Below are 12,092 nucleotides of genomic sequence, written 5' to 3' on the forward strand. Positions count from 1 at the left end.
TTAGTCGACGAAGCCCGCAAGGCGCGGGACCGTTAGGGTCAGGGCAGGGAAATAGGTGATCAAGAAGATCACCACGATTTCCGCCAAGAGAAATGGCATGACGGCCTTGGCCACCGTCTCTACCTTCAGTCCGGAGACCGAAGACGTGACGAAGAGCACGAGGCCCATCGGTGGCGTGAGCAGGCCGACCGTCAGGTTCACCACCATGATGATCGCGAAATGCACCGGATCGACGCCGAGCGACGTGAAGATCGGCCCGAGGATCGGTCCCAGCACGATGATTGCCGGACCCGCGTCCAGGAACATGCCAACGACGAACAACAGAATGTTGACAAGGAACAGCAGGACGAGCGGGTTGTCGCTGAGGTTGAGGAATAGGTCGGCCAGCAGTTCCGGCGTATGTGCAAGCGATGCCACCGTCTTGAAGGCCATAGCGGCCCCGATCAGCAGAAGCACGACGGCGGACGTCATCGCCGCGCGCATCAGGATGCCCGGGATATCCTTGAACTTCAGCGTGCCGATGACGAAGAGGCCGAGGAAGAATGCGTAACCGGCGGCAATGGCGGCGGCTTCCGTCGGTGTGAAGACGCCACCCAGAATGCCGCCCATGATGATGACGGGGGTAAGGAGCGGCCAGAACGCGCCGATCATCGCGCGACCACGGTCGCGCCAGGAGGCGCGCTTGGTGGCGGCCGGCAGATCGTAGTGGTTGGCCAGCAGCCGGATCATCACCATCAGGCTGATGCCGATGAGGATGCCGGGCACGATGCCGGCGAGAAACAGGGCAGCGACGCTTTCACCCATCACATAGGCGTAGATGATCATGATGCCGGAGGGCGGAATGATCGGGCCGATAATGGCAGATGCCGCCGTGATGCCGGCCGCGAAACGGCGGGTATAGCCCTCCTTTTCCATGGCCGGGATCAGCATGGCGCCGAGGGCGGAAACGTCGGCTACGGCCGAACCGGAAATGCCGGCAAACATCATGGAATCGACGACGTTGACCTGGGCCAGGCCGCCGCGCATGTGGCCGACCATGGATTGGGCAAAGCGCACGATGCGGACTGTTATGCCAGCCCGGTTCATCAGTTCCCCAGTTAGCATGAAGAAGGGGATGGCCATCAACGGGAAGCTGTCCATGCCCGCATAGATGTTGCGGTAGAGCAGCACGATGTCGCGCTCCTGGCCGTTCCACCAGAGGATGAGAGCAGGTGCTGCGATCAGGCCGAAAACGATCGGCAGCCCGAAGAGCAGGAAGACGATGAAGAGAGGAAGGAAGAGGCTCAGCATCATTCGGCTCCCAACTGTCCGGCGATGCGGATCGGGGTCAGTTCCCGGTCATGGCCCGTCAGCTTCAGGAGTGTTCTGAGAACGAGTTCTATGTTGACCACAAACATCAGGGTGATGCCGACCGCGAGCGACGCCATCATCCAGCCGCGTGGCACCTTCATCCAGGTGGACAGGTCGAAGGATGTGGGAACGGCGATCGCCGCCATCGCGAAACGGCCACCGATCCCGGTGACTTCACTCCAGCCGATGCGCATGCCGACATAGAGCACGGTTCCGATCAAGAGGAGGAACATCAGGCTTATCAGAGCAGACAGCAGGCGCGGGAGGTTGTCGAGGATCAGGCCAATGGCCACAAAACCGCCCTGGCGGAAGGCGGTCGGCACCAGAAGACCTGTCATCCAGAGCATCAGGAAGCGCGATGCCTCCTCACTCCAGGGCAGGGCGTTGCCGAGAAAGTAGCGGAAAAAGACCTGCATCAGCATGAAGAACAGCATGATGCCGAGAGCGCCTGCGCCCAGCCAGAGTCCGACCATCAGCACGGCGGCGTTGAGCCGGCCGAGCAGGTTGGTCAGGTTCGATAATGCTGTCATGTCTCCACCCGTTTTTATCATCGGTCAATTTGCGAGACTATCGAAGACTATACCTCGCCGCGCAAACACGGCTGTTCCAGTTTCAGGTCGCGGCGGAGTAAAATCCTCCTTGCGGCACTTGTTCCAGATCGTCCTCAACTGCCTCGCCGCGCATGCCAGGCATGCACCGACGACCTCCTCCCAAACTCCCAGCTCAGACCGCGAAGCGTCCGAACCGTCCTCCCGAGAAGCACAGCGGTTCTCCCTTCCGATGTGCGACCCTTAACACCCTGCCGATGATGATCGTGTGATCCCCGGCGTCATGCTGCGCCTGCTCGGCGCATTCGAAACGCGCGAGCGTGCCCGGCAGAACCGGGACGCCTTCGTCGTTGAATCTAACCTCGATCCCGTCGAAGCCATTGCCACCGCGTGTGAAGGCGGCGCTCAGGTGGTCCTGATCCGCACCGAGCACGTGGATCGCGAAATGGCGGGCACCCGTAAAAGCGCCGTACCGCGACGAACTCTTGGCCGGTGACCAGAGTACCAGTGGTGGATCGAGCGACACCGAGGCAAAGCTATTCACCGTCATGCCGATCGGCCCGTCTGAGGTCATTGCGGTCACCACGGTCACACCCGTGGTGAAGCTGCCCAGGGCGTTGCGAAAGGCACGATGGTTGTCGGCGCCCGGAACGAAGACGGCCTCCAAAGCATGGATGTCATTGGCAGCCATCATCAGGCGACCTCCCGTCCGATCGCAAGCGTGTAAAGCTCGAACCAGGTCTGGCGATCCATCTCAAGCTTGGTCGCGTCTGCAATCTTGGCAATACGATCGAGCGAATTGGTGCCCATGACCGGCATGATGGCGGCCGGGTGACGCAGGAGCCAAGCAACGGCGACTGCCGTTTCGTCAACGCCATGTTCTGCGCCGATCCGCTTGAGGGCCGCGAGAAGTTCCGGCTTCGAGCCGTCCATGAGACGTCCGCCACCGAGCGGCGACCAGGCCATCGGGGGAACCATGCGCTCCTGGAGATAGGCCAGATCGCCGTTCACGAAGGTATCCGTCGCAAGCAGGCTCATCTCGATCTGGTTGGTGACGAGATTGTTCTCCATCGACGACTGAAGAAGCGAGAAATCCCAGGGCCGGAAGTTGGAAACGCCGACGGCGCGTACCTTGCCCGAAGCGACCAGCGCATCGAGAGCCGGGCCTGTTTCGTCGGGATCCATCAGCGGATCAGGACGGTGGATCAGCAGCAGGTCGACATGGTCGGTGCCCATGTCGTTGAGCGAGGCTTCGACCGATGCCGTGATGTGAGCCGCCGACGTGTCGTAATACTTGACGCGGGCTGCCGCATGGCGGCCAACAGGGGCGACGATATCGCATTTGGTGACGATTTCGAGCTTATCGCGCAGACCCCGTGAGGCCTTGAGCGCGTTGCCGAGCACGGCTTCTGCCGTGTAGCCGCCATAGATGTCCGCCTGGTCCATCGTTGTGATGCCCTGGGCGAGGCAGGCCTCGATCTTGGCCTGGACGTGTTTGGGCGAGGTGTCGGCATCGTCGCCGATGCGCCACATGCCGTAGACGAGGCGGCTGAAGGTGAGGTCTGGGGTGAGATTGACGCGCTGCATCAGCGGCGAACTCCATTTTCGAGAGGTGTGGGCGGCGTTTCCGAGGGAACGCGGCCATAAGCATGGGGAAGCGAGACGGTCTTGAGTTCCGGCAGTACCTTGGTGCCGAAGTGAACTGCCTCGTCGATATGCGGATATCCTGACAGGATGAAGGCGCGGATACCCATTTTTCTGTAGGCTTCGAGTTCCGAGAGGATCTGATCCGTCGAACCGACAAGGGCTGCACCACAGCCGGAGCGGGCGCGGCCGATGCCGGTCCACATATGCGGTTCGATATAGCCGAACTGGTCGGCGAGTTCGCGGGCGCGGGCCTGATGGGCGACGCCGAGCGAGATCGAGTCATGCGCGCGATCGCGGATCAGCTTGCCGTATTCGTCATCGAGCTTTGAGACGATGTATTCGGCGTATTCGCGGGCTTCCTTCTCGGTGTCGCGCACGATCATGTGGACGCGCAGACCGTAATCCAGCGTGCGACCATGGGCTTCGGCGCGTGCGTGCACGGCCTTCATGCGCTCGGCGAGCTGGTCCTTCTTCTCCGGCCACATCAGATAGACGTCGCATTGCGCGCCGCAGAGCTCCAGGGCATCGGGGGAGTAACCGCCGAAATAGAGCAGGGGGCCGCCGTTCTGCTGATAGGGGCGGGCGGGTTCGGTCGAGACGCCCTTGAACTGATAAACCTCGCCCTCGTGGTCGATCGTGTCTCGCGTCCAGGCCTGGCGGAGGATCTCGACCACCTCGTGGCTGCGCTTGTAGCGGAAGGCGCTGTCTGCGACTTCGCCAGGGAAGTCCGAGCTGATGACGTTGAGTGTCAGTCGACCCTTCAGCATGTGGTCGAGGGTGGCGACGGTCCGCGCCAGCATGATCGGCTGCATCTCGCCGCAACGGATGGCGGCCAGCATGTTGATCTTCGACGTGATCGGCGCGCAGCCGGCAACGAAGCTCAGCGTGTCCTGGCCGACCTGATAGGAGGACGGGCAGAGGATGTTGCGGAAACCCAGTTGCTCGGCCTTCTGTACGATGTCGGAGCAATGCTCCCAGCTCGAGCGCAGGGCGCCATCCGGCACGCCGAGAAATTGATAATCGTCAGAGCAGAGGGCGGCGAACCACGACACTTCTGCGCCATCGAGATCGGCCGATGTGACGGGTACGACAGTCATTGAGGTCTCCTCCAAGGCTCCAACTTTCCTCTTGCCTAACACCCGATTTGATGTAGATCAATAGTGTATCAATTTTTTCTTGGGCGTACCGAAGTGCCACAGAACCCCGCAACGCAGCCGCCCGGCAGCCTTCCGATCTATGTCCAGATCACCGAACTCCTGGTGCGCGACATCGCGGCCGGGCGGCTGATTGATGGCGAAAAGCTGCCGCCGGAACGGGACATGGCCGAGGAACTCGGGATTGCCGTCGGCACGCTGCGCAAGGCCCTGGCGGAGCTGCAGAATCGCGGACTTCTGGAGCGAATCCAGGGCTCCGGCAATTACATCAGGGCGATCTCTGATCCCAAGTCGGTTTATGCGATGTTCCGGCTGGAACTCCTGGGCGGGGGCGGTTTGCCGACGGCCGAGATCCTCTCGATCGACCGCCTGCCGAAGCCTTCTGGACTGCCCAGTTTCGGCGGTTCCACAGAGGCGCATCGCATCCGGCGTCTGCGTCGTCTTTCCGGCAGACCGGCCGCACTCGAGGAGATCTGGCTCGACGGCTCCTATGTCGAGAGGATCGATCTCGAGGCGGTGTCGGAATCCCTTTATCTCTTTTACCGCACCAAGCTGTCGCTCTGGATCGCCCGGGCGGAAGACCAGATCGGCCTCGACGTCGTGCCGGATTGGGCGCCTGCGAGCTTCAGCCAGGCGGCCGGCGCGCCGGTCACACACATTCAACGCATCAGCCAGGATCAGGAGGGCGTCCGCGCGGAAGTCTCGCGGACCTGGCTCGATCACACCGTCGCCCGCTACGTCGCGCGACTGAAATGACAGGGCCGCGGGGAGCGGTCCAATCCAGGAGGAAAGAGTGACAGGACTTCAATACGGGATCATCGGTTGTGGTATGATGGGGCAGGAGCATCTGCGCAATATCGCGCTTTTGCCGGATGCGTCGGTGGCGGCAATCTTCGAACCGGATGCCGGCATGCGCAGGCTCTCTGCCGAGGCGGTCCCGAATGCTAAAATGGTAGGCTCGATCGAAGAACTGCTCGGCGTCGAGGCAGTGAACTGCCTGCTGATCGCAAGCCCCAACTATCTGCATCTCGAACAGCTCGAAAAGATCGCCGCAATCCGCCCGCTGCCGGTGCTGGTCGAAAAGCCGCTCTTCACCGATCCCGCCGATGCGCCCCGCCTTGCAGCGCTCCGCGCCGCCTATCCGGCGCCGATCTGGGTCGCCATGGAATACCGCTACATGCCGCCCGTTGCTCGGATGATCGAGCAGGCGGACGAGGCGACCGGCGGCATCCGCATGCTGACCATCCGCGAGCATCGCTTCCCCTTCCTCGAGAAGGTGGGCGACTGGAACCGCTTCAACCGCAATACCGGCGGAACGCTGGTGGAGAAATGCTGCCACTTCTTCGACCTGATGCGGCATATCCTGAAATCCGATCCCGTGCGTGTCATGGCGTCTGGCGGGCAGTCGGTGAACCATCTCGACGAGGTCTATGACGGCAAGCCTTCCGACATCTGGGACAATGCATATGTCATTGTCGACTTTGCGTCCGGCGCCCGCGCCATGCTGGAGCTCTGCATGTTTGCCGAAGGTGCCCGCTATCAGGAAGAGATCTCGGCGGTCGGGCCTAAGGGCAAGATCGAGTGCCTGGTTCCCGGTCCCGGTCGCTTCTGGCCGGAGCATCTCGGAGAGCCGCCGATTGCCCAGGTGATCGTCTCGCCACGCGATCCGAAGGGGCCGCATGTCGTCGAGATCCCGGTCGACCCGCAGCTGCTGGAAGCCGGTGACCATAATGGTTCGACCTTCTACCAGCATCAGCGCTTCCAGAAAGCCGCCAAGGGCGAACGTCTGGTCGAGGTTGCGATCGAGGATGGCTGGTGGGCCGTGGCCATGGGGCTTGCTGCTCAACAATCGGCAGAGACCGGCCAGGTTGTGACTTTCCCCCTCGCGTTTTCGCCGAACGCCGTCTGAGAGAGCGGCGGGTCGCAAACCCGCCGCAGCATCATCTCAGAGCCGAACATTTCACGACTTGCCGCGTTTGCTCTCATCGTGCCAGTGCGAGGAGATGCCGCGTGAATGATTATACTTTCGGCCCTGTGATCGAGGATGACGGGGTGCGGTTTCGGCTCTGGGCCCCGCATTGCGACGCGGTCACGCTCGAAGTCGACGGGCACTCTGCGCAGCCGATGGATCCGCGGGACGAAGGTTGGTTTCATCTGAAGGTCGCCGGGGTTGTGCCGGGTGCGCGATATCGGTTTCGCCTGCCCGATGGTCTCGTCGTCCCGGACCCGGCAAGTCGCCATCAACCTGAGGACGTTTTCGGCCCGAGCGAAGTCGCCGATCTCTCACGTCACCCATCGCGGGATCTGCCGTGGCGCGGGCGGCCATGGGAAGACATGGTCCTCTACGAGTTGCATGTCGGTGCCTTCACCGAGGAGGGGACTTTCCGCGCCGTGATCGAGCGGCTCGATCACCTTTCTACCCTCGGCATCACGGCTATACAGCTGATGCCGATCGCAGACTTTCCGGGACAGCGGAACTGGGGTTATGACGGGGTGATGCACTACGCGCCCGACAGTTCCTATGGGCGCCCGGAAGACTTGGTGCTCCTCGTAGATGAAGCACACCGGCGGGGGATCTCTGTCTTCCTTGATGTCGTCTACAATCACTTCGGTCCGTCAGGCAATTTCATGCCGGCCTATGCGCCCTTGTTTACGTCCAGCCATCAGACACCCTGGGGCGACGGTATCAATTTCGATGCCGAACAAAGTCTCATGATCCGGGAATTCCTGATCGAGAACGCCCTCTACTGGATCGGCGAATATCGCATCGACGGACTGAGGTTGGATGCCGTTCACGCGATTCGCGATGACAGCGAACCGCATTTCGTCGAGGATCTCGCCGCTCGTGTCCGGGAGCAATTTCCTGATCGTCACGTTCATCTGATCGTGGAAAACGAGGAGAATGATGCGGGGCTACTTGAGCGCGACACGGGGGCAAGACCGGCTCTCTTTGAGGCGCAATGGAACGATGATGTGCATCATGCGCTGCATGTGGCGACTACTGGCGAGATATTCGGCTATTACGGCGACTACGAGGATGCGATTTCGGCACTGGCGAGGGCGATGGCCGAAGGGTTCGTCTATCAGGGCGAGGTGATGCCCTATCGTGGGGAAACGCGCGGCCAGCCGAGCGCCCATCTTCCGCCATCGGCATTCGTTTCCTTCCTTCACAATCACGACCAGATCGGCAACCGCGCAAACGGTGACCGGGTGATGGCTTCGCTGCCGGAGCCGGCGCTCGCTTTCGCAGCCTCGCTGGTTCTCCTCTCGCCACAGGTCCCCATGGTCTTCATGGGAGAGGAATGGTGCTCGGCCAGCCCTTTTCCGTATTTCTGCGATTTCGACGAGGAACTGAATGAAGCGGTGCGTAAGGGAAGGCGAACGGAGCTTTCCAAGCTGCCGGGCTTTGACGGTGATCATGTCCTTGATCCGACAGCGGAAACGACGTTCCATTTGGCGAAGCTCGACTGGGCAACAGCAATGTCCGCTTCGGGTCTTGTCTGGACCGAGCGGTATCGTCAGCTCATCGCATTGCGTCGGGAACGCGTGGTGCCGCTCTTGTCTCACATGCGCAGCGGCGGCTCTCATGCACTGGACGGCAAGGTGATCCGGGTCGAATGGCCGCTTGTGGATGGGCGCCGATATGTGCTCGTGGCCAATCCGACGGCGCTTGCCGTCACCACCACCATGGAGCGCGATATTGTCGACGTGATCTATGCTCTCGGCGAGCATCGTCCCGATGGTCTGGGGCCCTGGTCCCTCGTCTTCGGGGTCAAGGAGTGACGGGTGGCGTCCTCTCCCGGATCGGCTCTGCGGTCAGGCCATCCTGTCCGCCAGATGCATGACCTCGATAGCTGACCTCGCTACCATGTCTGCTCCGATGCTGCCGAAGGCGCGCGGGTTTTTCATGACAGCCGGTCCGCCCACGGCGATCTTCATCGTGCTGGTGCTGCGGCTTGATTGAACGCGGCGTATGGCTGCTGCGCATTGATCCACCTCGTCAACCCGCCCGACGGAGATGCCGAGAAGGCTGTAGGACGAGTTTGACAGGCGCAGGTAAAGACTGTCGTCGAGTTCGAGATCGGCACCGCCGTCGACATCCCAGCCCATGTCGCGGAAACAGGAGGCCACGATCGATACGCCGATGGTGTGGAGCGCGCCTTGCGTCCGGGCCAGCAGCACGCGGCGCACCTTCTGGCGGTCACGGATCGCCTGACTGCGGTTCTGGGACAGATGGTTGACGATCATGCCAAGCCGCGTCGATGCAACGGCCACCTGGATAAAATCGGTCTCGTCATTGCACCACAAGCGGCCCAACTGGGCTGCCACCGGCGAGAAGAGCTGGATGGCGAGGGTGTGCATGGGCAGATCGCTGCGCTGCAGTTCCTCGATCATCTCCCGATGCCCGCGCGGGTCTGTATTAACGAGGGCCTCGGTCAGGGCCGCACGATAGCTGATTGCCTTTTCGGTCCCCGGCAGCTCGCGCGCCTTGGGATCCAGTTCCGGATAGAGATGGAAGTCGATGTCCGACGGCATATCACCGCTCTGGGAATCCATCGACAATTCACTATGGCCCGCACTGACGATTCGCGGCACGGAATCCCGTATCGCGCTTTCGAGAATACGCTGATCAAGGCTTGTCAGCCTGGTGTCACTTTTGGAAAGCCCAGATCTGGCTTCGCCAACGTACGGGGGATCTCCCGTCGTCCCAGACGGTCCCCCCTTTTTATCACCCGCCATATCACCCTCCCGGTCATCGGCCTGGGCTCATCCGCTCATCCCGACCGGATGCTACTGCATTCCTTGGCCAACGCCAAACCTCTTGTGGTCGAATACGCGATTCAACGTCTTGTGGTTTAGTTAGCGATCCTCCGCGCGGTGTAGGCGCGTCGGCAGTTCTTGTTGGCCGGCCCGTGTCGAGCGGCGAATATCGGCATGTGGTCGCGCCACGCCCAGTGCGTTGCGCGCCGTGGCGGCGATGTGTCGCGCCGTCAGTCTTGCCTCCTCGTACATGTCATCGGGGCTCGCCTGAGCGATGAAGGTGTCCGGCAGCGTCAGCGTCCGCACCGCACAATGTCCATCGAGCATGCCATGATTGGCGAGGTGGTGGAGAACCAGTGCGCCAAAGCCGCCGGTCGCGCCTTCCTCGACCGTAATCAGCATGGCGTGATTGTCGACGAGATCCGCCAGCAGCGCCGTGTCGAGCGGCTTGGCGAAACGTGCGTCTGCCACGGTCACGGAGATGCCTTCCAGCGCCAGGAGACGCCTTGCTTTCAGACAGTCTGCAAGCCTTGTCCCGAAGGACAGAAGCGCCACCTGACTGCCGTGTTCGACGATGCGACCCCGCCCGATCGGCAGAAGGTCTCCGCGGGTCGGCAAGGGCACGCCTGTGCCTTCGCCGCGCGGATAGCGAAACGCGATCGGACCGTCATCATGTGCTGCGGCGGTCGCCACCATATGCACCAATTCCGCTTCGTCGCTTGCAGCCATCACGGTGAAGCCTGGCAGGTTGGCCAGATAGAGGATGTCGAAAGACCCGGCATGGGTCGGTCCGTCCGCTCCGACGAGGCCTGCTCGATCGATGGCGAAGCGCACCGGCAGCTGCTGCAGCGCGACGTCATGGACGATCTGGTCGTAGGCCCGTTGAAGGAAGGTCGAATAGATGGCGCAGAACGGCTTCATTCCGCTGGCGGCAAGGCCGGCGGCGAACGTGACGGCATGTTGTTCGGCAATGCCGACATCGAAAGCGCGATCGGGAAAAGCCGCTTGGAAACGATCGACGCCGGTCCCTGCCGCCATGGCAGCGGTGATCGCGACGATACGATCGTCGTGTCGTGCTTCTTCAATCAGCGCATCTGCAAAGACCCGGGTATAGCTCGGCGCCTTGGCCTGTACCTTGGTCTGAACGCCCGTTTCGACATCGAAGGGGTTTACGCCGTGATACTTATCGGCTGCCCGCTCGGCCGGGGCGTAGCCTGCACCCTTCTGCGTCACGACATGCAGAAGGATCGGCCCGTGCTTGCTGTCGCGCAGCTCGGCAAGCAGCGGCAGGAGGAGGTCCAGATCATGGCCGTCCACGGGGCCGCGATAGTCGAAGCCGAAGTTCTGGAAGAGATTGCCGGTGTTTTCGCCGGGGCCTTTTCGAACAGCGGCAAGGTGGTGCGACAGCGCGCCCGTCGATTCCGAAATCGACATGTCGTTGTCGTTCAGGATGACGATCATGGGCCGGCCGGAGCTTCCGGCGTTGTTCATGGCCTCGAAGGCCATGCCCGCAGACATAGCGCCGTCTCCGATGATGCAGACGACATGGCCGTCGTCACCTTTCAGATCGCGTGCGGTCGCAAAACCAAGGCCTGCAGAGATCGAGGTTGAGGAATGGGCAGCGCCGAACGGATCGAAGGCGCTTTCGCCGCGGCGGGTGAACCCGGATAAGCCGTTCTTTTTGCGCAGGCTGCGCATGCGGTCGCGCCTTCCTGTCAGGATCTTGTGGGGATAACACTGGTGGCTGACATCCCAGATGATGGTGTCTCGGGGGGCTGCGAATATCGCATGAAGGGCAACTGTGAGTTCGATCACGCCCAGGCTCGAGCCCAGATGGCCGCCGGTTTCGGATACCACCCGGAGGGTTTCCGCACGCAGTTCCTGTGCCAGGCGACAGAGTGTGTCGTGATCCATTTCCTTCAAGTCGTCCGGGGATCTCACCTGGTCGAGCAAAGGGGTGGCGATGCTATTCGCACTAGACAAGCCCACTGCGCTTTCCTCCCACGCACGAGCCCATTTCTCTGAGGTCTGCCGAGGCTCAAGGTGCCGGACTGGCACGAGAAACAACGGATGCCTGAAAATGGTGCAACATCTGCATAGTCGGAGAAGACGAGCGATATGTAAACTTTTTTTTACACTTTTGCCGAATTTTCCGCCGGAACGCTTGTTCCGGCGGAAAAGCGAGCGCCGATTACGGGGCCGGAGTGAAGGTTTTCAGGTAGGCAATCACATCGGTGATGTCCTTCGGCTCCTTCAGGCCTGCGAAGGCCATACGGGTTCCCTTGACCACGCCACGGGGGTTGGCGAGGTAGGCGGTCAGCTGTGCCTCATCCCAGACCTTGCCGGCGCCGAAGTCGACCATGGCCTTGGAATACTTGAAGCCTTCGGCGATGCCGGGCTGCCGGCCGATCACACCTTGTAGCGATGGACCCACTTTGTGTTTGGCGTCGTTGACGTTGTGACAGGCGCTGCACTTTTTGAACACTGCCTCACCTGCCGCTACATCGCCTTCCTGAGCAAAGGCGTTTGAAGACAGCAAGAGTGCTGCGGCTGTGCATGCGGCTGCAATTATCCTCGACATGTGTATCCTCCCATGGCATCGCGGATGAAACTAAGATGTAATGCTGGCATG

11 protein-coding genes are annotated in these 12,092 nt (G+C 61.5%); 3 read left to right on the forward strand and 8 right to left on the reverse strand.

Annotated features, from left to right (window positions below; genetic code table 11):
• The 5 genes from AC02Y0_RS00990 to AC02Y0_RS01010 form a co-directional block, all read right to left on the reverse strand.
• The gene (locus AC02Y0_RS00990) at positions 1 to 1,290 is read right to left on the reverse strand and encodes a TRAP transporter large permease (protein ID WP_476381703.1); all 1,290 of its coding nucleotides are present in this window, start codon (positions 1,288 to 1,290) and stop codon (positions 1 to 3) included.
• On the reverse strand, positions 1,290 to 1,880 hold the full coding sequence (locus AC02Y0_RS00995; protein WP_444556020.1) for a TRAP transporter small permease: 591 nt from the start codon (positions 1,878 to 1,880) through the stop codon (positions 1,290 to 1,292). The genes AC02Y0_RS00990 and AC02Y0_RS00995 overlap by 1 nt, the downstream gene beginning before the upstream one ends.
• A gap of 193 nt (positions 1,881 to 2,073) precedes the next feature.
• A complete protein-coding gene (smoA, locus tag AC02Y0_RS01000; protein WP_476381705.1) occupies positions 2,074 to 2,592 on the reverse strand; it encodes an NADH-dependent FMN reductase SmoA in 519 nt (172 codons plus the stop codon).
• Positions 2,592 to 3,485 carry an aldo/keto reductase gene (locus tag AC02Y0_RS01005; RefSeq protein WP_476381706.1) on the reverse strand — a complete coding sequence of 298 codons (894 nt, stop codon included), beginning with the start codon at positions 3,483 to 3,485 and terminating at the stop codon, positions 2,592 to 2,594. The genes smoA and AC02Y0_RS01005 overlap by 1 nt, the downstream gene beginning before the upstream one ends.
• Positions 3,485 to 4,642: an LLM class flavin-dependent oxidoreductase gene (locus AC02Y0_RS01010; RefSeq protein ID WP_476381708.1), complete on the reverse strand. Its 1,158-nt coding sequence runs from the start codon at positions 4,640 to 4,642 to the stop codon at positions 3,485 to 3,487. Before AC02Y0_RS01010 ends, AC02Y0_RS01005 begins: the two co-directional genes overlap by 1 nt.
• Before the next feature lie 93 nt (positions 4,643 to 4,735).
• On the opposite strand from AC02Y0_RS01010, the gene AC02Y0_RS01015 reads away from it, so the two are divergent.
• The 3 genes from AC02Y0_RS01015 to treZ all read left to right on the forward strand — a co-directional run bounded on the left by AC02Y0_RS01015 (position 4,736) and on the right by treZ (position 8,482).
• On the forward strand, positions 4,736 to 5,455 hold the full coding sequence (locus AC02Y0_RS01015; protein WP_476381710.1) for a GntR family transcriptional regulator: 720 nt from the start codon (positions 4,736 to 4,738) through the stop codon (positions 5,453 to 5,455).
• A gap of 73 nt (positions 5,456 to 5,528) precedes the next feature.
• Entirely contained in the window at positions 5,529 to 6,608 is a 1,080-nt protein-coding gene (locus AC02Y0_RS01020) for a Gfo/Idh/MocA family protein (protein ID WP_476383926.1), read from the forward strand.
• Positions 6,609 to 6,709: 101 nt separating this feature from the next.
• Positions 6,710 to 8,482 (forward strand): malto-oligosyltrehalose trehalohydrolase, encoded by a 1,773-nt coding sequence (gene treZ, locus AC02Y0_RS01025; protein ID WP_476381712.1) that lies wholly within the window; start codon positions 6,710 to 6,712, stop codon positions 8,480 to 8,482.
• 33 nt (positions 8,483 to 8,515) lie between these two features.
• Here the strand turns inward: treZ and AC02Y0_RS01030 are convergent, their stop codons facing one another.
• The 3 genes from AC02Y0_RS01030 to AC02Y0_RS01040 form a co-directional block, all read right to left on the reverse strand.
• The gene (locus AC02Y0_RS01030) at positions 8,516 to 9,256 is read right to left on the reverse strand and encodes a cobalamin B12-binding domain-containing protein (protein WP_476381714.1); all 741 of its coding nucleotides are present in this window, start codon (positions 9,254 to 9,256) and stop codon (positions 8,516 to 8,518) included.
• Between the two features lie 303 nt (positions 9,257 to 9,559).
• Positions 9,560 to 11,374: a 1-deoxy-D-xylulose-5-phosphate synthase gene (locus AC02Y0_RS01035; RefSeq protein ID WP_476383928.1), complete on the reverse strand. Its 1,815-nt coding sequence runs from the start codon at positions 11,372 to 11,374 to the stop codon at positions 9,560 to 9,562.
• Positions 11,375 to 11,651: 277 nt separating this feature from the next.
• Positions 11,652 to 12,041 carry a c-type cytochrome gene (locus AC02Y0_RS01040; RefSeq protein ID WP_476381716.1) on the reverse strand — a complete coding sequence of 130 codons (390 nt, stop codon included), beginning with the start codon at positions 12,039 to 12,041 and terminating at the stop codon, positions 11,652 to 11,654.
• Positions 12,042 to 12,092 lie beyond the last annotated feature (51 nt).

The organism is Allorhizobium sp. nf9_anc, from assembly GCF_056323085.1.

Bases quoted from the DNA above. Each gene is read 5' to 3' on its own strand.
- AC02Y0_RS00990 (WP_476381703.1), bottom strand. From the start codon at position 1,290: ATGCTGAGCCTCTTCCTTCCTCTCTTCATCGTCTTCCTGCTCTTCGGG.
- AC02Y0_RS00995 (WP_444556020.1), bottom strand. From the start codon at position 1,880: ATGACAGCATTATCGAACCTGACCAACCTGCTCGGCCGGCTCAACGCC.
- smoA (WP_476381705.1), bottom strand. From the start codon at position 2,592: ATGATGGCTGCCAATGACATCCATGCTTTGGAGGCCGTCTTCGTTCCG.
- AC02Y0_RS01005 (WP_476381706.1), bottom strand. From the start codon at position 3,485: ATGCAGCGCGTCAATCTCACCCCAGACCTCACCTTCAGCCGCCTCGTC.
- AC02Y0_RS01010 (WP_476381708.1), bottom strand. From the start codon at position 4,642: ATGACTGTCGTACCCGTCACATCGGCCGATCTCGATGGCGCAGAAGTG.
- AC02Y0_RS01020 (WP_476383926.1), top strand. From the start codon at position 5,529: ATGATGGGGCAGGAGCATCTGCGCAATATCGCGCTTTTGCCGGATGCG.
- AC02Y0_RS01030 (WP_476381714.1), bottom strand. From the start codon at position 9,256: ATGGATTCCCAGAGCGGTGATATGCCGTCGGACATCGACTTCCATCTC.
- AC02Y0_RS01035 (WP_476383928.1), bottom strand. From the start codon at position 11,374: ATGGATCACGACACACTCTGTCGCCTGGCACAGGAACTGCGTGCGGAA.
- AC02Y0_RS01040 (WP_476381716.1), bottom strand. From the start codon at position 12,041: ATGTCGAGGATAATTGCAGCCGCATGCACAGCCGCAGCACTCTTGCTG.